Annotated in this window: 24 protein-coding genes and 1 pseudogene; 17 read left to right on the forward strand and 8 right to left on the reverse strand. The window is 74.1% G+C overall.

Translation table 11 applies throughout. The features are described from left to right. Both QMC84_RS21345 and QMC84_RS21350 read right to left on the reverse strand, forming a co-directional pair. Positions 1-632 (reverse strand): annotated as a pseudogene (locus QMC84_RS21345) (hypothetical protein); the annotation flags it as partial. 42 nt (positions 633-674) lie between these two features. Next, positions 675-1,031: a DsrE family protein gene (locus QMC84_RS21350; RefSeq protein WP_300378485.1), complete on the reverse strand. Its 357-nt coding sequence runs from the start codon at positions 1,029-1,031 to the stop codon at positions 675-677. 121 nt (positions 1,032-1,152) lie between these two features. Here QMC84_RS21350 and QMC84_RS21355 point away from each other — a divergent pair, with 121 nt between their 5' ends. The 4 genes from QMC84_RS21355 to QMC84_RS21370 all read left to right on the forward strand — a co-directional run bounded on the left by QMC84_RS21355 (position 1,153) and on the right by QMC84_RS21370 (position 3,627). Continuing rightward, positions 1,153-1,647 (forward strand): FABP family protein, encoded by a 495-nt coding sequence (locus QMC84_RS21355; RefSeq protein ID WP_300378487.1) that lies wholly within the window; start codon positions 1,153-1,155, stop codon positions 1,645-1,647. 86 nt (positions 1,648-1,733) lie between these two features. Beyond that, on the forward strand, positions 1,734-2,189 hold the full coding sequence (locus QMC84_RS21360; RefSeq protein ID WP_300378489.1) for a Fur family transcriptional regulator: 456 nt from the start codon (positions 1,734-1,736) through the stop codon (positions 2,187-2,189). Next, a complete protein-coding gene (locus QMC84_RS21365; protein WP_300378491.1) occupies positions 2,186-3,148 on the forward strand; it encodes a folate-binding protein in 963 nt (320 codons plus the stop codon). The genes QMC84_RS21360 and QMC84_RS21365 overlap by 4 nt, the downstream gene beginning before the upstream one ends. 257 nt (positions 3,149-3,405) lie before the next feature. Beyond that, complete coding sequence (locus QMC84_RS21370; protein WP_300378493.1) at positions 3,406-3,627, forward strand: hypothetical protein; 222 nt, start codon at positions 3,406-3,408, stop codon at positions 3,625-3,627. Between the two features lie 3 nt (positions 3,628-3,630). Here the strand turns inward: QMC84_RS21370 and mshD are convergent, their stop codons facing one another. Further along, complete coding sequence (gene mshD / locus QMC84_RS21375) at positions 3,631-4,578, reverse strand: mycothiol synthase (protein ID WP_300378495.1); 948 nt, start codon at positions 4,576-4,578, stop codon at positions 3,631-3,633. 360 nt (positions 4,579-4,938) lie between these two features. Between mshD and QMC84_RS21380 the strand changes: the two genes are divergently transcribed. The 4 genes from QMC84_RS21380 to QMC84_RS21395 all read left to right on the forward strand — a co-directional run bounded on the left by QMC84_RS21380 (position 4,939) and on the right by QMC84_RS21395 (position 9,048). Then, positions 4,939-7,128 carry an MMPL family transporter gene (locus tag QMC84_RS21380; protein WP_300378497.1) on the forward strand — a complete coding sequence of 730 codons (2,190 nt, stop codon included), beginning with the start codon at positions 4,939-4,941 and terminating at the stop codon, positions 7,126-7,128. Next, positions 7,125-7,331: a hypothetical protein gene (locus QMC84_RS21385; RefSeq protein WP_300378499.1), complete on the forward strand. Its 207-nt coding sequence runs from the start codon at positions 7,125-7,127 to the stop codon at positions 7,329-7,331. Before QMC84_RS21380 ends, QMC84_RS21385 begins: the two co-directional genes overlap by 4 nt. Positions 7,332-7,404: 73 nt before the next feature. Continuing rightward, complete coding sequence (locus tag QMC84_RS21390) at positions 7,405-8,250, forward strand: alpha/beta fold hydrolase (protein ID WP_300378501.1); 846 nt, start codon at positions 7,405-7,407, stop codon at positions 8,248-8,250. Between the two features lie 72 nt (positions 8,251-8,322). Then, positions 8,323-9,048 (forward strand): TetR/AcrR family transcriptional regulator, encoded by a 726-nt coding sequence (locus QMC84_RS21395; protein ID WP_300378503.1) that lies wholly within the window; start codon positions 8,323-8,325, stop codon positions 9,046-9,048. 160 nt (positions 9,049-9,208) lie between these two features. On the opposite strand, the gene QMC84_RS21400 is transcribed toward QMC84_RS21395, so the two are convergent. Beyond that, positions 9,209-9,850: a TetR/AcrR family transcriptional regulator gene (locus QMC84_RS21400; RefSeq protein ID WP_300378505.1), complete on the reverse strand. Its 642-nt coding sequence runs from the start codon at positions 9,848-9,850 to the stop codon at positions 9,209-9,211. 193 nt (positions 9,851-10,043) lie between these two features. On the opposite strand from QMC84_RS21400, the gene QMC84_RS21405 reads away from it, so the two are divergent. From QMC84_RS21405 to QMC84_RS21415, 3 genes are read left to right on the forward strand one after another with little or no spacing between them, the layout of a single operon-like run. Next, entirely contained in the window at positions 10,044-10,964 is a 921-nt protein-coding gene (locus QMC84_RS21405) for a phosphatase PAP2 family protein (protein ID WP_300378507.1), read from the forward strand. Then, positions 10,964-13,492: an MMPL family transporter gene (locus tag QMC84_RS21410; protein ID WP_300378509.1), complete on the forward strand. Its 2,529-nt coding sequence runs from the start codon at positions 10,964-10,966 to the stop codon at positions 13,490-13,492. The genes QMC84_RS21405 and QMC84_RS21410 overlap by 1 nt, the downstream gene beginning before the upstream one ends. Further along, the gene (locus tag QMC84_RS21415) at positions 13,489-13,899 is read left to right on the forward strand and encodes a hypothetical protein (RefSeq protein WP_300378511.1); all 411 of its coding nucleotides are present in this window, start codon (positions 13,489-13,491) and stop codon (positions 13,897-13,899) included. The genes QMC84_RS21410 and QMC84_RS21415 overlap by 4 nt, the downstream gene beginning before the upstream one ends. On the opposite strand, the gene QMC84_RS21420 is transcribed toward QMC84_RS21415, so the two are convergent. After that, entirely contained in the window at positions 13,873-14,643 is a 771-nt protein-coding gene (locus tag QMC84_RS21420; protein ID WP_300378513.1) for a response regulator transcription factor, read from the reverse strand. The two genes, QMC84_RS21415 and QMC84_RS21420, sit on opposite strands and share 27 nt — an antisense overlap. Before the next feature lie 82 nt (positions 14,644-14,725). Here QMC84_RS21420 and QMC84_RS21425 point away from each other — a divergent pair, with 82 nt between their 5' ends. After that, entirely contained in the window at positions 14,726-14,998 is a 273-nt protein-coding gene (locus QMC84_RS21425; RefSeq protein WP_300378515.1) for a MoaD/ThiS family protein, read from the forward strand. A gap of 91 nt (positions 14,999-15,089) precedes the next feature. Here QMC84_RS21425 and QMC84_RS21430 read toward each other — a convergent pair whose 3' ends face one another. Then, positions 15,090-15,521, reverse strand: coding sequence for an Hsp20 family protein (locus tag QMC84_RS21430; RefSeq protein ID WP_300378517.1), 432 nt, complete (start codon positions 15,519-15,521; stop codon positions 15,090-15,092). A gap of 173 nt (positions 15,522-15,694) precedes the next feature. Here QMC84_RS21430 and QMC84_RS21435 point away from each other — a divergent pair, with 173 nt between their 5' ends. Continuing rightward, positions 15,695-15,985, forward strand: a complete 291-nt coding sequence (locus tag QMC84_RS21435; protein WP_300378519.1) for a MerR family transcriptional regulator — start codon at positions 15,695-15,697, stop codon at positions 15,983-15,985. Here QMC84_RS21435 and QMC84_RS21440 read toward each other — a convergent pair. Continuing rightward, on the reverse strand, positions 15,962-16,405 hold the full coding sequence (locus QMC84_RS21440) for a VanZ family protein (RefSeq protein WP_300378521.1): 444 nt from the start codon (positions 16,403-16,405) through the stop codon (positions 15,962-15,964). The genes QMC84_RS21435 and QMC84_RS21440 overlap by 24 nt on opposite strands. Before the next feature lie 34 nt (positions 16,406-16,439). Here QMC84_RS21440 and QMC84_RS21445 point away from each other — a divergent pair, with 34 nt between their 5' ends. The 4 genes from QMC84_RS21445 (at position 16,440) to QMC84_RS21460 (ending at position 18,990) form a co-directional block, all read left to right on the forward strand. Further along, entirely contained in the window at positions 16,440-16,967 is a 528-nt protein-coding gene (locus tag QMC84_RS21445) for a thioredoxin family protein (protein WP_300378523.1), read from the forward strand. A gap of 312 nt (positions 16,968-17,279) precedes the next feature. Further along, entirely contained in the window at positions 17,280-17,774 is a 495-nt protein-coding gene (locus QMC84_RS21450; protein WP_300378525.1) for a DUF4395 domain-containing protein, read from the forward strand. A gap of 71 nt (positions 17,775-17,845) precedes the next feature. After that, a complete protein-coding gene (locus QMC84_RS21455; RefSeq protein WP_300378527.1) occupies positions 17,846-18,694 on the forward strand; it encodes a sulfurtransferase in 849 nt (282 codons plus the stop codon). Beyond that, positions 18,694-18,990, forward strand: coding sequence for a DUF1416 domain-containing protein (locus QMC84_RS21460; protein ID WP_300378529.1), 297 nt, complete (start codon positions 18,694-18,696; stop codon positions 18,988-18,990). Before QMC84_RS21455 ends, QMC84_RS21460 begins: the two co-directional genes overlap by 1 nt. A gap of 405 nt (positions 18,991-19,395) precedes the next feature. Here the strand turns inward: QMC84_RS21460 and QMC84_RS21465 are convergent, their stop codons facing one another. Further along, a complete protein-coding gene (locus QMC84_RS21465; protein ID WP_300378531.1) occupies positions 19,396-21,291 on the reverse strand; it encodes a hypothetical protein in 1,896 nt (631 codons plus the stop codon). Positions 21,292-21,479: the final 188 nt, after the last annotated feature.

Here is a 21,479-nt window from a genome sequence, read left to right on the forward strand (position 1 = left end):
GCCGCCTCGGCGGCCTCCCGCGCCGCGGCGGCGCGCGCAGCCGCCTCGACCTGGGCGCGGGCGGTCTCCTCGGCCTCCGCACGGGCGGTGGCCGAGGCCTCGGCCCGGGTCTCGGCGTCGCGGGCGACGTCCTCGGCGGCGGTGCGGTCCAGGGCCTGCTGGGCGGCGGCCTGCTCGGCGGCCAGCCGGAGCGCGGTGGCGACCTTGGCCGTCTCGACCAGCTTGCGGGAGGCCTCCTCGGCCTGGGCGCGGGCGGCGACCGCGGCGGTCGCGGCCTCCTCGAGGCGGGTGCGCTCGGCCGCGTGGGCGGTGCCCTCCTCCTCGGCGGCCCGGCGCGCGTCGTACGCCTCCTGTGCGGCGGCGGCGTGCTCGGCCGCCCGCTGGTCGGCCTCGATCCGGGCCAGCGCGGACTCGCGCGCCGACTCCTCGGCGACCAGCCGCTCGGCGGCCTGCTCGGCGGCGGCCTGCTCGGCCCGGCGGCGCAGCTCGGCGGTGCGGTCGATCGCCGCCTGGAGGTCGACGGGGGTCCGCTGCTCGGGCACGCCCGAGGGGCGCTCGGGTGCCTCGTCGGACGGCTGGTCCTGCTTGCGCTGCCACCACCGCGTGGGGCTGGGATCGTTCGAGTCCATCATCCGCGAGCCTAGGGGTTGCCGGGGCCGGTGTGTTGGCGAATGTCAGTAGACCAGCGCCTGCGCGTCGGGCGCGAGCACCTCCTCGACGTACGCCGCCGCCCCGGCGATCCGCACTCCCTCCAGCAGGTCGCCCGCGCCGATCTCGCGGCGCGCCGCGCACTGGGTGCACACGGTGACCCGGCCGCCCGCCAGGACCGCCGCGACCAGGTCGGCCGCCGGGGTCGCCTCCGGCAGCACGAACCCGCCCCGCCCGGCCCCCAGCCAGGCCGCCTCGCCGGTCAGCCACAGGCTCACCTCGGCCCCCGCACTCAGTGCCATCGCCGCGACCGTCAGCGCCTGGTTCGCGCGCTCCGGGTCGTCGGCTCCGCAGGTGACCTTGACGACGAGATGCCTGGACATGCCGCGACCCTACCGACGGCCCGCCGCCGACCCGTCCACCCGGCCCGTCCACCCGGCCTGTCCGCCGGCCCGTCCGCCGGGAGGGCGTCGTGCGCTCCCGGCCCGCCCCTAGAGTGGCGGTATGCCGTTCGAGCTCCCCGACAACCTCCATCCCGACTGCGGGCCGGTGGCCTGGCTGCTGGGTCGCTGGGGTGGTCGCGGCCACGGCGACTACCCGACCATCGACGGCTTCCAGTACGGCCAGGAGCTGGTCTTCACCCACGACGGGCGCCCGTTCTTCCACTACTTCGCCCGCGCCTGGCTCGTCGACGAGGCCGGCGAGAAGGTCCGCGAGGCCGCGCAGGAGGCGGGCTTCCTGCGCTGCCGGCCCGAGGGCCGCGTCGAGCTGCTGCTCACCCACAACACCGGCTTCGCCGAGGTCTGGTACGGCGAGGCCGCCGACGGCAAGCTCGAGCTGACGACCGACGCGGTCGTGCGCACCGAGTCCGCGAAGGAGTACACCGGCGGCAAGCGTCTCTACGGCAACGTGGAGGGCGACCTGCTGTACGCCTACGACATGGCGGCCATGGGCCAGCCGCTCCAGCCGCACCTGTGGGCGCGGCTGGTCCGCCAGTGACGCCGACCCCGACACCAACCCCGACACCAACCCCGACACCGACCCGGGAACGCACCCAGTGACACCAGGACTGTGAGGCGGCACCAGTGACCGAGGAGCTCGCGGCACGGCTGCGGGAGCAGGGCTACCGGCTCACGCCGCAGCGCCAGCTGGTGCTGCAGGCCGTCGAGAAGCTCGGCCATGCGACCCCCGACGAGGTGCTCGCCGAGGTGCACGCCCGGTCCAGCGCGGTCAACGTCTCCACGATCTACCGCACCCTGGAGGTGCTCGAGGAGCTCGGCCTGGTGCGGCACGCGCACCTGTCCGACCGTGCGCCGACGTACCACTCGGTGACCGACCACGAGCACTTCCACCTGGTCTGCCGGAATTGCCACAAGGTCGTCTCCGTTGACCCGGAGGTGGTCGGCCCGCTCGCCGAGCGGCTCGAGCGCGAGCAGGGCTTCGTCATCGATGTGGGCCACCTGGCGGTCTTCGGCCGCTGCACCGACTGCGACGAGTCGATGGCTGAGGTCTCGGAACCACGAGCAGAGGAGAGATCATGAGGAGCCCGTTGCTGGACCTGCCCGGGGCGGTGGCCGGGGACGGCGTCGACCGCGACGTGGCCGCACACTACGGCTCGTTCAACAACGAGCAGCGCACCCTGGAGGCCGGGCAGGGGTTCGTCGACCTCTCGCACCGCGACGTGGTCCGCGTCTCCGGCCCGGACCGGCTGACCTGGCTGCACTCGCTGACCACCCAGCACCTCGAGGCGCTGGCCCCGAAGGTGTGGACCGGGGCCCTGGTGCTCAGCCCGCAGGGGCACGTCGAGCACGCGTTCTTCGGCTACGACGACGGTGACTCCTTCACCGCCCACACCGAGCCCGGGACGGCCGCCGCGCTGGTGGAGTTCCTCGACCGGATGCGGTTCATGATGCGCGTCGAGGTCGCCGACGTGACCGCCGAGCTCGCGGTCACCTGGCGCCCCTCCGCCACCGCCGAGGGCCCCTACGCCGGCTACGAGCTGGTCCCGCGCGAGCAGCTGACGACGTACGCCGAGGCCGCGGGGCCGGCCTGCGGCCTGTGGGCGTTCGAGGCGCTGCGGATCGCCAGGGGCGAGCCGCGACTCGGCCTGGACACCGACCAGCGCACGATCCCCAACGAGGCCGGCTGGATCGGCCCGGCCGTGCACCTGGACAAGGGCTGCTACCGCGGCCAGGAGACCGTCGCCCGGGTGCACACCCTGGGCCGGCCGCCGCGGCGGCTCACGCTGCTGCACCTGGACGGCTCGGAGAACCGGCTGCCCCCGGTCGGCGCCGAGCTGCTGCTGGGGGACCCGGCGGACCACAAGGTCGTCGGCTTCGTCGGCACCTCCGCGCGCCACTACGAGCTCGGCCCGATCGCGCTGGCCATGGTCAAGCGCAACGTCCCCCTCGACGCCACCCTCACCGTCGACGGCATGCCCGCCGCCCAGGAGGTCGTCGTCGACCCCGAGGTCGGCCTGCACGTCCGCCCGCTGCGCTGAGACCTTGCGGTTTGGTCACCAACGGCGGCCCCGACCGGCCTAGGGGTTGCCGTTGGTGACCAAACGACAACAGAACCGGACCCGCGGCGGCGGCCCGGGTGGCTGAGCCGACTTCCGCGGCCGGCCCGGCGACACCCCGTGGCACCACGTGGCACCACCGTGGCACCGCGTGGCGCCGCCAGCGGGGGCTCGCGCGGGGTTAGCGTGAGGTCGTGTCCGCGGGTGTGGATCCGTCACCGGAGGGGTATACCCCGATCGTGACCAGGCTGTGGGTGCGGCGGCGCCGCGTGGATTCGCGGATCGCCGAGCTGCGCCTGGCGCTCGCCGCGGTCGGCTCCGAGCCGGCCGACGCGATCGGCCGCTGGCGCCACCAGGAGGAGGTCTGGCGCCTCCAGCACGAGCTGGACCGGCTGCTCGCCACCCGGCGCCCGCGCCGGGACGCCCCGGCGGTCGAGCTCCCCGCCGAGCAGCTCGCCTGACCGCTACGACGCGCCGCGGCGGTACTGCACGTGCGTGTCGCCGGCCGCGTGCGTGAACCCGAGCCCGGCGTATACCGCGATCGCGGGCCGGTTGTCGGACTCGACGTAGAGCAGCACCTCCCGTACGCCGCGTCCGGCCAGGTGCTGAAGCCCGGCCAGCGTCAGCACCTTCCCGAGCCCGCGCCCCTGGGCGGCCGGGTCGATGCCCACGACGTACACCTCGCCGAGCCCCGGCCCGGGCCCGGCCCCGGTCCCGGCCACTGGCCCGGCCACTGGCCCGGCCACTGGCCCGGCCCCGTCGGCCGCCGGGTGCTGCTTGGTCCAGTGGAACCCCAGCACCCGCTCGCCCCCGCCGGCCGACGGCTCGGTCGCCAGCAGCAGCCCCGCCGGGTCGAACCACGGCTCGGCCATCCGCTCGGCCAGGTTCGCGGCGTCCATCGAGCCCTGCTCGGGGTGGTGGGCGAACGCCGCGGCGTTGACGCGCAGCACCTCCTCGGCGTCCTCGGCCCGGTAGCCGCGCACGGTCAGCCCCTCCGGCACCCGCAGCTCCGGCAGCTCCGGCAGACCCGGCGCCGCTGAGCCCAGCGCGCGCCGCATCACCCACAGCTCCCGCACCCGCTCGAACCCGTGCGCCCGGGCCAGGGCGGCCGCAGCCGGGTGGTCACCGTGCGACCACGCCACCAGCCCGCCGGGCATCTCCCGGAGCGTCCCCTCGAGCGTCTCCCGGAGCGCCTCCTCGAGCAGGACCCCGCCCAGCCCGCGACCGCGCGCGTCCGGGCGCACCACCAGGCTCAGGTCGCCGCCGATCACCAGCGCGAACCCGTCCGCGCGCACCCACGACCGGACCCGCTCCGGGTGGTGGCGCAGCGCCAGCCAGGTCGCCTCGTCCAGCGGTTCGGCGCCGTCCGCGGCCTGCGCCGCCGCGGCGATGCCCTCGACCTCGTCGATCACGCCCCGACCCTACGGCGGCGGCTCGACCCGGTTCGCCGCGACCTGGCCGAAGTGCGGTGGCTGGGTTGAACCAGGTCGATCCCAGCCACCGCACTTTGCCCGGCCACCCGGGCGCTCCCTCGGGCCGAGGTGAGGCGGGCTGACGGCGTACGGCGTGGGCCGCACGCTCCTGGATGCGCCGGCGACCGCGCGCGGAGCAGATGCCCGGGCCCGCGACCCGGACCCGCGACCGGGCCCGCGACCCGGACCCGCGACCGGGGCCCACGACCCGGGCCCGCGGCCGCCCCCGGCCTGGGCAGGTGTCTTGTCAGATGTTGATACACGTGTCTACACTCGCGTCAATCAAATTTGGAGGTCCTCATGTTCGACAGACTCGCCCGATTCATCGTGCGGCGCCGCTGGGTCACGATCGTCGCCTGGCTGATCGCGGCGATCGCGATCGTGCCCTTCGCGCCCCGGCTCGGGGACGTCACCAACTCCGACGAGGCGAGCTTCCTGCCCGACTCCTACGAGTCCGCGCAGGCCGACGACCTGGCGCGCACCGCCTTCCCCGACCGGTCGGGCGCCACCGCGCTGCTCGTCTTCAGCCGCGAGGACGGAACCCGGCTCACCGCCACCGACCAGCGCGAGGTCAACGCGGTCGTCCAGGACCTGAACACCGCCGGCATCGACGGGGTCCGAGGCGCCCAGACCGGCGCTCCGGAGTCGGTCTCGCCGGACGGCAAGCTCCAGCTCGGCCAGGTCGGCTTCGAGGGCTCCTCCGGTGAGGAGCGCGTGATGGACGCCGCGGAGGCCGTGCGTGACCAGGCCGCCCAGGCCCTCGACGGCAGTGAGCTCGAGGTCGGGATGACCGGCGATGCCGCGATCAAGGCCGACGACGCCGACGCGCACAGCACCGCCGAGAAGACGGTCGGCATCGCCACCATCGGATTGATCCTGCTCCTGCTGCTGATCATGTTCCGCAGCCCGGTCGCCGCCCTGCTGCCCCTCGCCTCGATCGCACTGGTCTTCGGCATCGCGAGCTCGCTGATCGCCATCACCGCGCAAGGGCTGGGCTTCGACGTCAGCCTCGACCTGCCGCCGCTGCTGACCGTCGTGCTGTTCGGCATCGGGACCGACTACATCCTGTTCACGCTGTTCCGCTACCGCGAGCGCCTGCGAGCGGGGGAGCGCGACCCCGACGCGGTGGTGCACGCCGTCGGGAAGGTCGGCGAGGTGATCACCTTCGCCGCGTTCGTGGTGATCATGGCGTTCTCCGCGCTCGGCCTCTCCGAGCTCGGCTCGCTGCAGACCATGGCCCCCGGGCTGGTGATCGGGGTGGCCGTGATGTGGCTCGCCGGCGTCACGCTCGTGCCCGCGGTCGTCGCCGTGCTCGGTCCCCGGGTGTTCTGGCCCTCGAACTCCTGGCAGACCACGCCGACGAAGTCGACGTATCGCCGCATCGGCGGCCTGATCTCGCGGCGGCCTGCGATGATGGCCCTCGCCTCCGGCGGCGCCCTGCTCGCCCTCGCCGGCGGCGCGCTGTTCTACACCGCCGACTACGACAGCATCAACCAGCTCCCGTCCGACGCCGAGTCGCGCCAGGCCTACGAGCAGATGCGGGAGTCGTTCCCGGCGGGCTCGATCACGCCGACCCAGGTCTACGTGACCGGCGACGACCCACTCGACCGGGACCGCCTCGCCGCGCTCGCCCGGGACGGCGCCAAGCCCGAGGGCGTCTCCGCGGTCAAGGAGCCGGTCTACAGCCCGGACGGTCGCACCGCCCGGATCGACGTGATCCTGGCCGACAACCCGTACTCCAACGAGGCGCTGGACACCGTCGACGGCCCGATCCGCGAGGCCGCCCACGAGTCCGGGGCCGGCGACCGGGTCCTGGTAGGCGGCCAGACCGCCTCGAGCGTCGACATCCGCGACGCCACCAACCGGGACTACCTGGTGGTCTTCCCCGCGGCCGCCCTCGCGATCGGGCTGTTGCTCGCCTGGCTGCTGCGCAGCCTGGTGGCGCCGCTGTACCTGCTCACCGCGGTGATGCTCGGCTTCTCGGCCACCCTGGGCGTGACCGTCGGGGCCTTCCAGGGACTGTTCGGGGAGACCGGCCTCAAGTCGACCCTGCCGGTGATCGTCTACCTGTTCGTCGTGGCGGTCGGCACCGACTACAGCATCCTGATGGCCGCGCGGCTGCGGGAGGAACGGCGAGCGGGCAGCCCGCCCCGGGTGGCGACCGCACGCGGGGTGGAGCACGCCGGCCCCGCCATCGCCGCGGCCGGCCTGATCCTGGCCGGTACCTTCACCTCGCTGCTCCTGACCGGCATCGCCTCGCTGATGCAGATCGGTTTCGCAGTCTCGGTCGGCATCCTGATCGCCGCCCTGGTCATGGCGACGGTGCTGGTGCCGAGCCTCACCGCGCTGCTCGGCCGGGCGGCCTGGTGGCCGGGCCTCCGCGACGCCGGCGATGACGGCGGTGCCGGCGATGACGACGATGACGAGGAGTGGGCCCACGACGGGAGCCGGGTCGGTGCCGTCTCGGCGCCGGCGGACCACTCGTCATGACCGGCGCGAGCCGCGCCCGGGGCGCAGGCCTGGGCCGCGGCCGCGTCCCGGCGGTGGAGTACGCCGCCGGGAGCCGGGCCCGCTGCCGGCACTGCCACCGGAGGCTGGTCTACGTGTCCGGCGTCGGGTGGGTGGACCCCGCCATCGGCGGCGCGTACGACATGTGCGACGGAGACCCGTACGCCAACCACGACCCGCACTGAGCGAGGTCCGGAGACGGCCCGGCCGGAGGGCGCCGGGCGGATCCGAGACATCGCTGTCCAGTACTGTCGCGGCATGGTGCTGGGGCGGATCAAGGCCCGCTACGGCCGGCCGACGGTACGCCGGGGGCTCGAGGCGCCGGTCGGGCTGGTCGCCACGGACGTGAGCCTGTCCGGCCTCGATGGCGGGACCCTGCGCGGCTGGTTCTGTCGCCCCGAAGGCGCCGCCGGTGCCGCCGGTGCCCCGGGTGCCCCCGGTGCCCCCGGCGCCGTGGTGCTGCACGGCTGGGGCGGCGCGGCGGCGGACATGGTGCCGGTCGCCCAGCCGCTGATCGACGTCGGCGTCCACACCCTGCTCCTGGACGCTCGGTGCCACGGCCGCAGCGACGACGCGGACTTCACCTCGATGCCGAGCTTCGCCGCCGACGTGGCGACAGGCGTGCGGTGGCTGCGCGAGCAGCCGGGGGTGGACCCCGGCCGGGTGCTGCTCGCGGGCCACTCCGTGGGCGCCGGGGCGTGCCTGCTGGCGGCTCGCGACGACCCCCGCATCGCCGCGGTGATCAGCCTCTCGTCGATGGCGGACCCGCGGGAGGTGATGGCGCGGCTGCTGGCCGGCGGCCGGGTGCCGCGCCCGTTCGTCCCGGTCGCGCTGCGGGTCGTCGAGCACATCATCGGGGCCCGGTTCGCCGACTTCGCGCCGCTCGCGACGCTGGCGGCCCTCGAGGTCCCGGTCCTGCTGGCGCACGGTGCCGAGGACGAGGTGATCCCCGTCGGTGATGTCCGCCGGCTGGCCCGTGTTGCGCGGGACCCTACGGTGCTGGTGGTCGCCGGCGCCGGGCACGCCGGGGCGGCTGACGCCACCGTGCTCGCCGACGCGATCCGCGCGTTCGCTCGCCGTGCCGTTCCCGACGGCTGCGCCTGATGGCGGCGGCCGTGGTCCGCCGGGCGCACTCGTAAATAGACGCATGTATACACACGCGTGTAAACTCGCGGTGTGTCGTACCCGAGCCCGCTGCCCGACCGACCGGAGATCCGCCGGCCCGGCCTCTCGGGGCGAGCGGGAGGCGGGGCGCGGCCGCGCGGTCGGGACCGGGCCAGGCGGACCCGGGACGCCGTGGTGGAGACCGCACTACGGCTCTTCTCCGAGCGCGGCCACCTCGCGGTGCGGGTCGAGGACATCGCGCGTGAGGCCGGCATCTCGCGGGCGACGTTCTACAAGCACTTCTCGGAGCGCGAGGAGATCCTGGCCGCGCTGCTGACCCGCCTGCTCGACGACGAGACGGAGGGCCCGAACTGCCAGGTCCAGATCCAGGTCGATGGCGAGGCCGACCGTGCCGAGGACCGGCCCGGTACGACGACCGACCTCCCCGCCCGGGTGCGGGCCCTGGCCCGGACGGTCGCCGACCGGACGCTCGAGCGCGAGGAGCTGGCCCGGTTCGTCTACGCCCTCCCGGTGCGGCACGAGGCCCTGCTCAGCGTCGAGCCGATCCGGCGGCCGCGGGCCTGCCGGCAGCTCGACAGGCTGCTGGCCGAGGCGGGCGCGGCCGGCGAGCTGCGCGCCGGCGTACTCGTCGACGCGGCGCGCGCGCACGTGCACGCGGCGATCGAGACGGCCATGCGGGCCTGGGCGACCGGGCAGGCTCCGGACGCGCTGGCCGAGGTCGACCGGCAGCTCGACCTCGCGCTGTACGGCGTCCTCGGGACGCCCCGCTCCGGTTAGCGAGACCCGGCCGGTCCCGGCCAGCGCCACTCGGTCGGCCGCACCCGGCGAGCCCAGCCCAGCGAGCCCAGCCCGGCGAGCCCCACCCACCGAGCCGCACCCGGCGAGCCCGAACCGGCGACTCCAAGCCGGCGACCCCAGGCCGGCGAGCCCGAACCGGCTAGCGCCGGCGGGACGCCTTCCTGGCCGGCGCGGCCGCGCCGCGCAGCACCACGTCCAGGTGCTGGGTCAGTCGCTCATGCGGGTCCGGGACCTGGCCGGTGGCCCACTCGCGCAGCGCGGTCTCGATCGCGGCGTGCACCTGGGTGCGGACCACGGCCGGGGCGACTCCGTCGCGGAGCTCGCCCGCCGCCTCCGCGTCGTCGAGGAGCCGGTCGACCCGACCGAAGGCGGGCGACCGGGGGACCTGCTGGCTGCCGAGCAGCGCCTCGTGGCGGACCGGGAGGCTGTAGACGAACCGGGCCAGCTGCTCCTGCTCCAGCATCCGGTCGACGATCGCGCGGCCCTGGGCCTGGATCCGGGCGCCCAGGTCGCCCGCCGCCTCGTCGCTCGCCCCCGCGCCGGCCGTGTCGTCGGCGCCGAGCAGCCGGGTGAGCAGCATCGCGAGGATCTCCTCGCGCTCGGCGAAGTGCTTGTAGAAGGTCGCCCGGGACACCCCGGCCTCGCGGGCGATGTCCTCGACCCGCACCCCGAGGTAGCCGTGCTCGGAGAAGAGCCGCAGGGCGGCCTCGAGCACCGCGTCGCGGGTCTTCTCCCGGGCGTGGCCGCGGGCGCCGGCGAGGCCGGCGGGCCGGACCGTCATCGCGGCGCGCCGCCGCGGGCCGGTCCCGTCGTACCGCTCATAGCAGCGACGCTAACACATCTGTCTCTACACGTGACTGCAACGCATGTCGAGCCTCGCCACCTAATCTGGTCAGGTGTGCAGACATCTGTCTACACTCGTGCCACCCACGTGTATCCCAGGTCAGGACCAGTGACCCAGCCCCGGAGGCCCGATGCTCGACCGGCCCGCCCGCCACCTCCGACTCCGCGCCGCCCTCGCCGAGCTGGTGCTCGTCGCCGCCCTGTTCAACCTGTACCGGTTCGGGCGCGCCGCGATCGACGGTCAGGAGGCGACCGCGCGGCACAACGCCGAGCTGGTCACCGACGCGCAGCGGGCGATCGGGCTCCCCTCGGAGGCGAGCCTCCAGCAGCTGCTGGACGTCGAGCTCCTGCTGCGGCTGGCCAACACCTACTACACGTTCGTGCACTTCCCGCTGATGGTGGTGTTCCTCGCCTGGGGGTTCGTGCGGCGGCCCCGGCCCGAGTACGTCCGGGCCCGCACCGTGATCGCCATCCAGACCGGCGCGGCCCTGGTGATCCACATGGTGTTCCCGCTGGCCCCGCCCCGGATGTTCCCGGAGTGGGGCTTCGTCGACACGATGGCGGTCTTCGGGCCCTCGGCGTACGACGGGGTGAGCGGCGACGTCGCGAACCAGTTCGCCGCGATGCCGAGCCTGCACGTCGGCTGGGCGGTCGCGATCGCCTACGTCGTGGTGCGCACCGGCCCGCGGCCGCTGGCGGCCCTCGCGGCGCTGCATGCGACGGTCACCTACCTGGTCGTGATCCTCACGGCGAACCACTGGTGGCTCGACGGCCTCGTCGCCATCGCCCTCCTGGTCCTGGCGGTGGCGCTCACGCGGCTGCTCGAGGCCCGCGCAGCCCGAGTGGCCCGAGTGGGCCGAGACGCCCGCGACTCCCGGGCCGCCCGCGACTACCGGGCCGCCCGGGCCGCTCGGTCCGCCCGGGCCGCTCGGTCCGCCCGGGTGCCGTTGCGCGCCCCTGCTAGAGTCCCCGTAACCGAGACACGAACGTCTCAGTTAGTCCGCGAGGGTCCGGTCGGTCCGGCCCGACCGCCGCACCGACGGGAGCCCTGATGCTGCGAACCCTGGCCACCTTCTCCGTGCGCCACCGCTTCCTGGTCCTGGTGACCTGGCTGATCGTCGTGGGCGGCGTGCTGTTCGCCGGGCAGACGTTCGGCGGCTCGTTCAGCAACGACCTCTCGCTCGAGAACAGCGACTCCCAGCAGGCCTACGACGAGCTGCGGGCGAAGTTCCCCGAGATGTCCGGCGACGGCATGCAGGTCGTCATCCATGACCAGGACGGCGTCGACCAGGGGCCGGTCCGCGCCGCGGTGGAGGCGGCCGTCGCCGACGTCGCCGACCAGCCGGGCGTCGCGTCGGCGGCCTCGCCGTACGGGCCGGGGCTGCAGATGGTCTCCGAGGACGGCACCACCGCCGTCGCGACCGTCCGCTTCGACGAGCGGGCGAAGGACATCGCCGAGGAGGAGCTGACCGCGGCCCAGGACGCCTTCGCGCCGGTCGCGGACCTGGGTGTGCAGGTCGAGTACGGCGGTGCCGCGCTCGATGCGGAGAACCACCCGTCCGGCAGCGAGATGATCGGGCTCGCCGCCGCCGTGCTGGTGCTGCTGCTGGCGTTCGGCTCGGTGTTCGCGATGCTGGTCCCGCTCCTCACCGCCGTGATGGCTCTCGGGCTCGGGATGGGGATCATCTTCCTGCTCTCCGACCAGGTCACGATCGGCACCGCCGGCCCCGTGGTTGCGGCAATGATCGGGCTCGGCGTCGGCATCGACTACGCGCTCCTCGTGGTCACCCGACATCGGGAGGGGCTGGCCACCGGCGTCTCCGCGCGCGAGTCCATCCCGATCGCGCTGTCCACCGCCGGCCGGTCGGTGCTCGTGGCCGGCACCACCGTGATCATCGCGATCCTCTCGCTCTACGCCATCGGGATCCCGTTCGTCGCCACCCTGGGCCTGGCCAGCGCGATCACGGTCGCGACGACGATGCTGGCCGCGGTGACGTTGCTGCCCGCGCTGCTCGGGCTGTTCGGGGACCACCTCGACCGGTTCCGGGTACGCCGGCCGCGGCTCGACCACGGCGGCGGACGCGTCAGCGGCTGGCACCGCTGGACCCGGCACGTGCAGCGCCGGCCGTGGCCGTACCTGCTCGCGTCGGTCGCCGTGCTGGTCACGCTCGCGATGCCGCTGCTCGACCTGCGCCTCGGCACCGCCGACGACGGGTCTGCCCCCGCGGGCAGTACCGAGCGGGCGGCGTACGACCTGATCGCCACCGACTTCGGGCCCGGCTGGACCGGTCCGTTGGTGGTCACCGCGAGCTACCCCGACGGCACGGCGGCGGACACCCAGAGGTCGGCGCAGGCGCTGGCGCGCGACCTCGCCGACGTCGAGGGCGTCGAGCAGGTGTCCCCGCCGGCGGTCAACGAGGCGGGCGACACCGCGGTCCTGACCGTGGTGCCGACCGGCTCGCCGGACGCGCCGGCCACCGAAGACCTCGTCCACCGGCTCCGTGACCAGGTGGGCGGGGACGGCGCCGCCGACGACACCCAGGCTCAGCCCAAGGCCCCGGCTGAGCCCGAGGTGCACGTCGGCGGCGCCACCGCCACCAGCATCGACCTCGCCGACAAGCTCACCGAGCGGATGCCGTGGTTCATGGCGTTCGTCGTCGGGTTGAGCTTCCTGCTGCTGCTCGTCGAGTTCCGCTCGATCTTCGTGCCGATCAAGGCCGCGCTGATGAACCTGCTCTCGGTCGGCGCGGCGTACGGCGCGGTCGTCGCGATCTTCCAGTGGGGCTGGCTCTCCGACGTGTTCGGCGCCCAGCCCGGGCCGATCGAGTCGTTCGCGCCGATGATGCTGTTCGCGGTGCTGTTCGGGCTGTCGATGGACTACGAGGTGTTCCTGCTCAGCCGGGTCCGCGAGGAGTACCTCCGCACCGGCCAGGCCGGCGCCGCGGTCGCCGACGGGATCGCGGCCACCGCCCGGGTGATCACCGCCGCGGCCTCGGTGATGGTGGTCGTCTTCGCCAGCTTCCTGCTCAACGACGACCGGGTCGTGAACCTGTTCGGCTTCGGGCTGGCGGTCGCGATCGCGATCGACGCCACGCTCGTGCGCCTGGTCCTGGTCCCGGCGGTGATGGCGGTCGCCGGGCGGCTGGCCTGGTACATGCCGCGCTGGCTGGACCGGCTGCTCCCCAGGATCGAGCTCGAGCCGCACCCGGTCGACCCGTTCGAGGAGGAGCTCGACCGGCTCGACCCCGACGTGCAGAACGTCGTCCTCGCCGAGGAGCCCCCGATCCCGGTCGAGAGCGGAGCCCACGCCGGTCGGGGCGCCGAAGACCCCCGGGCCGCGCTCGAGACGCTCCGCGACGTCGTCGCGGAGCGCGACGCCTACCTCCAGGACTACCTGGACACCCGCGCCGAGCTCGAGCGGGTCCGGGCCCAGCACCAGGCCGTGGTCGAGGCACTGCGCACGATCCAGGACGCGGGCGCCGGGAACGGCGTGGCGTCGACCGGGTCGCGGGCCGCCCGGCGATCCCGCCGGGCCGAGGCCGCGCCGCGGCTCCCGGGACGCGACGACGGTCCGGCGTGAGGACGGCCGTGGACACCGCCCTGACCTGCACGGCCGACGACGACCACGACGCGCTCCGGCTGGAGCTGATGGGCGCGGGGCGGGAGCTGCTCGCCGCGTTCGAGGCCGGCGGCGACGCCACGGTCGCGCGCGAGCGGGTCGCGGAGGTCTGCCGGACCGCCCTGCTGCCCCGGCTCGACGAGGACGAGGCCTGCCTGGTCGAGGCCGGCCAGCACCCGGAGACCCGGCTGCTGGCCGAGGCGATGCGGGCCCAGATCCGGGCGCTCACCGCGCTCACGGGCGAGCTGGGCACGTCCGGCGAGCCGTGGGAGGCGGTCGCCGCCACCCGGGCGCTGTACACGATGCTGGCGGCGTACGCCCACCACCACGCGCTGCTGTCCTCAGCGCTGGACGCCCTGGCCCCCTGAGCCGCGAGGAGCGGCCTCGACCCCGGCGGGCCCGCGCGCGTCGGCGGCCACCGCCAGCTGGTCCTTGGTCGGCAGCACGAACCGGTACCCGACGTTGCGCACGGTGCCGATCAGGGTCTCGTTCTCGGGGCCGAGCTTCGCACGGAGCCGGCGGACGTGCACGTCGACGGTGCGGGTCCCGCCGAAGTAGTCGTAGCCCCAGACCTCCTGCAGCAGCTGCTGGCGGGTGAACACCCGGCCCGGGTGCTGGGCGAGGAACTTGAGGAGCTCGAACTCCTTGAACGTCAGGTCCAGCGGCCGGCCGCCGACCTTCGCGGTGTACGTCGCGTCGTCGACCAGCACCTCGCCGGAGCGGATCACGTGCACCTCGGGGTCCTCGGCGTCGCGGCGCGCGGCGAGGCGGCCGATGGCGAGCTTGATCCGCGCCTCGAGCTCGGCCGGCCCGCAGGTGTGCAGCACCACGTCGTCCATGCCCCAGTCGTGCTGCACGACGGAGAGCCCGCCCTCGGTGCAGATCAGCAGGACCGGTACGTCGGTGCCGGTGGTGCGGATCAGCCGGCACAGGTCGCGGGCGTGGGCGAGGTCCTGGCGGCCGTCGACGAGCAGCAGGTCCGAGTCGGGCGCCTCGAGGAGGGCGCTGCCCTCGGCGGGCAGGATCTTGACCTGGTGGCCCAGCAGGGCCAGGCCCGGCAGCACCTCGGCGGAGGGCTGGAGCGCGCTGGTGAGCAGCAGGAGCGTGCTCATGGTGGTCTCCTCCCGGACGGGTGGGGACCGAAACGCAGCGCTGGGCTTCGGCCGACTTCTCTCGTCAGGAAGAATAGCGAACATGACCGCCGCCCCGATCGAAGTCCACTACTGGGCCTCCGCCCGCTCGGCGGCTGGCGTCGCCTCGGACGCGCTGACGGTCGACGGCCCGATCACCCTCGCCGAGGTGGTGGAGCGGGCGCTCGCGCTGCACCCCGGCACCCGTCTCCCGGACGTCCTCGCGATCTGCTCGACCCTGGTCGGCGACCGCCCCGTGAACCGCGAGGACCCGGGGGGCGTCCTCGTGCCCCCCGGGTCCTCGGTGGAGTTCCTCCCGCCGTTCGCCGGCGGCTGAGTGCGGGCGGCGGTGGTCCGGGAGGTCATGCGGACGGTGCTACCGCTTGCTCTGTCCGCATGACGTCCCCGAGCCTCGAGCTCCCGCCGGCTCAGGCCTCGATCGCGGTCCGCTCGCTGTCGCTCGCGCCGGCCGTGACCTGGATCTTGCGCGGCTTGGCCTTCTCGGCGACCGGCACGACCAGGCGCAGCACGCCGTCGCTGTAGCCGGCCTCGATGCGGTCCAGGTCGAGGTTGTCGCCCAGGACCAGCTGGCGGCTGAACATGCCCCGCGGCCGCTCGGAGGCCAGCGCCTCCCAGTCGCCGTTGCGCGCGACCCGCTCGGCGCGCACGGTCAGCACGTTGCGCTCCACGTCGAGGTCGATGCTCTCCTTGTTCACGCCGGGGAGGTCGAACTCGATCACGAAGCGGTCGCCCTCGCGCCAGGCGTCCATCGGCATCACCGCGGGACGGTTCGTGGTGCCGAAGATCTGCTGGGTCAGGCGGTCGAAGTCCCGGAACGGGTCGGTGGTTCGCAGCAACATCACTAGTCCTCCTGATTCGGTCTCTGGACGGGGTCCTGCGTGAGTCCCCGTATCTGTATCAACGGTTATAGGTTTCTTATATTCCAAACGTGAGGCAGAATCAAGACCGGAGCAGGCCGCGGTGGCACCGATGAAACTTGCCGGCGCCAGCCACCAGCCCAGGAAGGAGCACCATGGCCGAGCGCACCCGCGGCGTGTTCGCGATCTCGGTGGCGGCCGACATGGTGGCGATGCAGATCCAGAACCTGCGGGTCTACGAGCGCCGCGGCCTGGTCGACCCGGACCGCACCGCCGGCGGCACCCGCCTCTACAGCGCCGACGACATCGACCGGCTGCACCGGATCCGCGAGCTGCTGGCCGGGGGCCTCAACCTGGCCGGCATCGCCGAGGTGCTCCGCCTCGAGGACCGGGTGCGCCGGCTCGAGGGCGAGGTCGAGCGGCTACGCGCCCGGCGTACGCCGTAGCTGCCGCGCGACCGGCACCAGCACCGCGCCGCCCAGCCCGCCGAGGGTGTTGGCGACCACGTCGACGAACGTCGCGGACCGCTCCGGCAGGAACAGCCCCTGCGCCAGCTCGACCCCGGAGGCGATCACGAACGCGTACGCCGTCCAGTCCCGCCAGGTGGTCCGCGGCCACACCAGCGACCCGAGCGCGGAGAGCGGCATCAGGATCAGCGCGTTCGCCAGGAACTCCCAGCGCGACGGCTCGACCGCCCACGCCGGCGCGCCGAGCCGGGCGGCCAGCTCCGCGGTCCACGACGCGCCCGAGGAGGGCACCGCGCCGTACGGCACCAACAGCACGAACCCGAGCGCGGCGGCGTACACCGCGAGCGCGCCGGCGATCGCCCGTCTCGAGCGGAGCTGTCTCGAGAGGGGCGGGGTCACGGGGCAACGTTCTCAGGTGCGGTGGAATGTCGCTGTGCTTTCGCTGGTTGGGTACGACGTGAGCCCCGGCGCCTGGATCGCGATCGCCGCGGTGGCCCTCGCGGTCGCCTTCGGCAGCTATCGCGCGCTCACCGACGGCCGGTTCCGCGGCACCCACCGGGTCCGCGCGGTCCCCGCGGGTGAGGTGCGAGGGACCCCGGCGACGGACGACCCCGCGGCGGCCCCGGGGCGAGCAGCCCCAGGCGTGGACGACGCCTGGACGCACGTCACCGCCGCCCTCCCCGAGGCGACGCTGGGGGAGCAGGCCACGCTGCTGCAGTTCTCCTCGGCGTTCTGCGCGCCGTGCCGGGTCACCCGCCGCACCCTCGCCGAGGTCGCCGACGTGGTGCCGGGCGTGCAGCACATCGAGGTCGACGCCGAGCACCACCTCGAGCTGGTCCGCGCGCTCGGGATCATGCGGACGCCGACCACGCTGGTGCTCGACGCCGCCGGCCACGAGGTCACCCGCGCGGTCGGTGCACCGCGCAAGGAGCAGGTCATCGCCGCGCTGGGGACCGCCTGATGTCCAGATTGCGGACTGCTGTCTCGACACGTGAGACGCGTGCTGTCCGCCCGGGCCGGTCGGTCCCTACTGTGGAGCCCATGTTCTCGACCATGCTGACCAAGCGCCGCGCGGTGGACCACTGCCGCACGCGCTCGTCGCTGTGTCGTCTGCGCTGACCGCGAGTCGCGCGCTTCCTCTCCTCCCGCTGTCCTGAGCCCTCGACTGATCCAGTCCCGGCTCCGGCAGGGAGTCCCGCCAGTCGGCGTGCCGCGACCCGCCTCGCCCGTTCGGGCCACCAGCAGGCATCCGCACCCCGTCAGCAGGAGAGACATGTCCACCACGCAGCAGCACCCCCAGCAGCACCCCCAGCACCACCAGGCAGCGGCCGGCCAGGCCCGGCCCGCCGGCATCGACCCGCGCGGCCCCCAGTTCGCCGCGGCCCTGACCTCGATCGCGCTGATCGCGGTCCTGCTGCTCGCGCCCGGCCCGGCCGCGGTCGTGGTGCTGACCCTCCAGGCCGCGGTGTTCGCCGTCGGGGCGACCCTCGGCGTGCAGCACACGCCGTACTCCTGGCTGTTCCGCACCCTGGTCCGGCCCCGCCTCGCGGCGCCGGAGCACCTCGAGGACCCGGCGCCGCCGCGGTTCGCCCAGACCGTCGGCCTCGGGTTCGCGGTCGTCGGCCTGGTCGGCTTCCTCGCCGGCGTCGACCTGCTCGGCCTGGTCGCCACCGGCTTCGCGCTGGTCGCCGCCCTGCTGAACGCCCTGTTCCGCTTCTGCCTCGGCTGCGAGCTGTACCTGCTCGGCCGCCGCTTGGCCACGCACTGATCGACCAGCAACACCCACCAGCAACTGACCCAGACCCCGCAGCGCGCCGCTGCCAACGAAAGGTAAGAGATATGAGCCGAGAGACTTCCCTCGTCACCGCCCAGTGGGTGGAGGAGCACCTCGACGACCCGAAGGTGGTGCTGATCGAGGTCGACGAGGACACCACGGCCTACGACAAGGGCCACCTCAGGGGCGCGATCAAGCTCGACTGGACGACCGACCTGCAGGACCAGGTGCGCCGCGACTTCGTCAACAAGCAGCAGTTCGAGGCGCTGCTCTCCGAGCGCGGCGTCGCCAACGACGACACCGTGGTCCTCTACGGCGGGAACAACAACTGGTTCGCCGCCTACGCCTACTGGTACTTCAAGCTCTACGGCCACCAGGACCTCAAGCTGCTCGACGGCGGCCGCAAGAAGTGGGAGCTGGACTCCCGTGAGCTCACCGAGGAGCTGCCGAACCGCGCGAAGACGTCGTACACCGCCCAGGAGCAGGACCTCTCCATCCGCGCCTTCCGTGACGAGGCCATCGCCGCGATCGGCGTGCAGAACCTGGTCGACGTGCGCAGCCCGGACGAGTACGCCGGCCGGCTGCTCGCCCCGGCCCACCTGCCCCAGGAGCAGGCGCAGCGCGCCGGCCATGTGCCCACCTCGATCAACGTGCCGTGGAGCAAGGCGGCCAACGACGACGGCACCTTCAAGTCCGACGAGGACCTCAAGGCGCTCTACGCCGCCGCCGGCCTCGACGACTCCAAGGAGACCATCGCGCTGTGCCGGATCGGTGAGCGCTCCTCGCACACCTGGTTCGTGCTCAAGGAGCTGCTCGGCCACCAGAGCGTCAAGAACTACGACGGCTCCTGGACTGAGTACGGCTCGCTCGTCGGCGTCCCGGTCGCCATCGGCGACGAGCCCGGGGAGGCCTGATGTGCGGCGCGACCGAGGGCGGACTGTCCCTCGACGGCGTGGACGTCAAGAAGGAGGCCATCGTCCAGGGGCAGGTGCTCCGCGACGGTGAGCCGGTGCCGAACGCCTACGTGCGGCTGCTGGACCGGACCGGCGAGTTCACCGCGGAGGTCCCGACCTCCGCGAGCGGGCACTTCCGGTTCTTCGCCGGCAACGGCGAGTGGACGCTGCGCACCCTGGCCCCGAAGGCCGAGCCCGTCGACCGGCGGGTGCACGCCGAGGTCGGCCGGGTCGCCGAGGTCGTCGTCGCGATCTGACGGCTACTCGAGGCCAAGCCCCGCACGACCCGCACCACCCAGACCGGCCCGCCACCTCGAGGTGGCGGGCCGGTCGGCGCTTCCGGGGTCGGACTTTGCGGGCCCTGTAGCCCAGGACGGCTGACGTGGCTACGCCCGGGCTGAGGCGGGGCGAGCGGTGTGCTGGCAACCGTTCCCGGGTGCAGGTCGGTCGCCTGGTCACCGCCGCCGGCGCCCAGGGCCAGGTCGACCGGGCTGGTGGTGTGCTGGCAACCGACCGTGGTCAGCCCCCGGTTGCCTGGTCACCGCCGCCGGTGCCCGGCGCGGGTTGGCTGGGGTCGGCGGTGTGCCAGCAACCGTGTGTGGGTCCGGTTCGGTTGCCTGCTCACCGCCGCCACCACGAGCCGGACCGCCCGCACGCGAAGCTCACGGCACCGGCCGGACCACCAACCTCCGACTGGTGGGCGGGATGTAGTACGCCGCCGCGCGGTCGCCCGGGCCGACCACGACCTGCGGGGCGACGCCGTCACCCAGCCGCGCCGCGAGACCCACGTGCCGCGGCCGCCCGTTGGTCAGCGCCGCGTCGGCGACCAGCAGCCCGTTCGCGCCCATGCAGTCGTAGATCAGCCCCTTCTTGGTCTCGCACGGCGCCCAGGTCGGCTTGATCGACCAGGCCAGGTGCGCGACGGTGCCGGACTTCGACAGCGCCATGGCCGCGCCGTACGCCGGGTAGCGGGTGTCCACGTCGCGCCCGCCGATCAGCAGGTGCAGCCGGCCGTCGCTGGCGTAGGCCACCACGGGCTTCCCGCCCCGCCCGACCGCGACGTCGAGCGCGGGGTCGACCCGCCGGGCCCGGAAGACCTCCCGGAGCTGACCGGTGACCGGCCCGGTGTACACGGCCATCCGGCCGAACCCGGCCACCGCGATCACGACCCGCCCACCGGCGGTCGCGACCCGCACCGTCTCGACGCCGCGCATCGGCAGCCGGGTGCCGGTTCGGACGTCGTAGGCGCCGTCCGTGCGGACCGCCGGCCAGTACAGCGCGCGCACGTCCTTGTGCAGCGGCGCCGCGTTAGTGACGACCAGGGCCAGCCGCCCCGCCCCGTCGACGGCGGCGTCGAGGTGGTCCATGCCCCCGGACCGGGCCCACAGCAGCGGCTGGCCGGGCCCGCCCGGCTTCAGCGTCGCGTAGACCGCCTCGCACGGCATCAGCAGCCCGGTGTCCAAGGTGACGTCGTGGTGCTCAGACCAGGCGACGGTCTGCGCGCTGCCGGCCAGGGAGTACGCCGAGGCGCGGGTAGCGCTGCTGTAGTACGCCCCGCGACCGCTCGGTAGCCGCTCGACCAGGTTGTCGGTGATCGAGGTGACCAGGGTGCCCCGCAGCTTGTTGCCGCCGTCCTTGGCCAGGTCGAACCCGACCAGCGACCGCGGCATCCGGGTGCTCCGTGGGATCCGCCAGCCGTCGGCCGCGATCCCGGTCGGGCAGTTGGTCACCGGTGTCTGCGGGTCGGGGGTCCCGGGGTCCACGCCGCCGGGGTCGCTCGGGTCCGTCGGGGTCCCGGGGTCGGTCGGGGTACCGGGATCGGTCGGAGTGGTCGGGGACGTTGAGCCGGTCGGGCTGCCCGGCCCGGTCGGGGACGCCGAGCCGCTCGGGCTCGTCGGCGCCGTCGGGGACGCCGAGCTGGACGGGCTGCCGGGCGTGGCCTCGCCGACGCCGAGGTCGACCTGCAGCCGCCAGCCGACGGTCGCGATCGTGCAACCGGTCAGCGCGTCCGAGGCGTCCAGGAAGCACTCCTCCTCGCTGTACGCCGTGCTCGCCTTCCCGATCACCGGCAGCGGGGCTGCGGACTCGTTGACGATGCCCAGCCGGTCGCCGGCCTGGAACGCCAGCGTGGTCGGCGCGCCGGTGCCGTCGATGAAGCCGAACTGGTACACGCCGGCCGCCGCCGGCAGGTCGACGCCGCCGACCAGTTGCACGACGGCGTTGCCGCGGACCAGCGCCAGGCTGATCGCGGCGGGCGCGCTGGTCGCGTACTTGCCGAACCGGACGCTGTCCGCCTGGCCGCTCAGGGCCAGCCGGGGCTGGTCCGCGATGCCGATCGCGCCGGCGGTGATGCTCGCGGCGTACTCCCCGAGCGTCGCCCCCGGGCCGTGCCAGGTGTCGGCGCCCACCCCGGACCCGCTGACGAGCACCGGATGCAGCCGCCCCGGAGCGGGTTCACCGGCGGCCCGGCCGCTGCTCGCCAGGGCGATGGTGGACCCGGCGACCAACGCGACGGCGATGGCGATGATGACGGCAAGCGCGCGGCGACCCACGGCCATGGACTGACCTCCCCACAGAGTGCGTGACAAAGGCGTCCCGGACCGCTCGGTGGCATCATGCTCCCGCCCGCCCCACGTCGTCCCGGAAATCGTCCGTCATCACCCGGAGCTGATGCGACCGCCCACCACTGGCCCAGCGCTCAGCGGATCGAGAGGGGGCTCACCGATCCGGACGATCGCGACGCACT

Origin of the sequence: Nocardioides sp. (assembly GCF_030019515.1) — a bacterium.
Lineage (GTDB): Bacteria > Actinomycetota > Actinomycetes > Propionibacteriales > Nocardioidaceae > Nocardioides.

Coding starts and splice junctions, on each gene's coding strand:
- QMC84_RS21350 (WP_300378485.1), bottom strand. CDS start 1,031: ATGTCCAGGCATCTCGTCGTCAAGGTCACCTGCGGAGCCGACGACCCG.
- QMC84_RS21355 (WP_300378487.1), top strand. CDS start 1,153: ATGCCGTTCGAGCTCCCCGACAACCTCCATCCCGACTGCGGGCCGGTG.
- QMC84_RS21365 (WP_300378491.1), top strand. CDS start 2,186: ATGAGGAGCCCGTTGCTGGACCTGCCCGGGGCGGTGGCCGGGGACGGC.
- QMC84_RS21380 (WP_300378497.1), top strand. CDS start 4,939: ATGTTCGACAGACTCGCCCGATTCATCGTGCGGCGCCGCTGGGTCACG.
- QMC84_RS21385 (WP_300378499.1), top strand. CDS start 7,125: ATGACCGGCGCGAGCCGCGCCCGGGGCGCAGGCCTGGGCCGCGGCCGC.
- QMC84_RS21390 (WP_300378501.1), top strand. CDS start 7,405: ATGGTGCTGGGGCGGATCAAGGCCCGCTACGGCCGGCCGACGGTACGC.
- QMC84_RS21400 (WP_300378505.1), bottom strand. CDS start 9,850: ATGACGGTCCGGCCCGCCGGCCTCGCCGGCGCCCGCGGCCACGCCCGG.
- QMC84_RS21405 (WP_300378507.1), top strand. CDS start 10,044: ATGCTCGACCGGCCCGCCCGCCACCTCCGACTCCGCGCCGCCCTCGCC.
- QMC84_RS21410 (WP_300378509.1), top strand. CDS start 10,964: ATGCTGCGAACCCTGGCCACCTTCTCCGTGCGCCACCGCTTCCTGGTC.
- QMC84_RS21420 (WP_300378513.1), bottom strand. CDS start 14,643: ATGAGCACGCTCCTGCTGCTCACCAGCGCGCTCCAGCCCTCCGCCGAG.
- QMC84_RS21425 (WP_300378515.1), top strand. CDS start 14,726: ATGACCGCCGCCCCGATCGAAGTCCACTACTGGGCCTCCGCCCGCTCG.
- QMC84_RS21430 (WP_300378517.1), bottom strand. CDS start 15,521: ATGTTGCTGCGAACCACCGACCCGTTCCGGGACTTCGACCGCCTGACC.
- QMC84_RS21435 (WP_300378519.1), top strand. CDS start 15,695: ATGGCCGAGCGCACCCGCGGCGTGTTCGCGATCTCGGTGGCGGCCGAC.
- QMC84_RS21450 (WP_300378525.1), top strand. CDS start 17,280: ATGTCCACCACGCAGCAGCACCCCCAGCAGCACCCCCAGCACCACCAG.
- QMC84_RS21455 (WP_300378527.1), top strand. CDS start 17,846: ATGAGCCGAGAGACTTCCCTCGTCACCGCCCAGTGGGTGGAGGAGCAC.
- QMC84_RS21460 (WP_300378529.1), top strand. CDS start 18,694: ATGTGCGGCGCGACCGAGGGCGGACTGTCCCTCGACGGCGTGGACGTC.
- QMC84_RS21465 (WP_300378531.1), bottom strand. CDS start 21,291: ATGGCCGTGGGTCGCCGCGCGCTTGCCGTCATCATCGCCATCGCCGTC.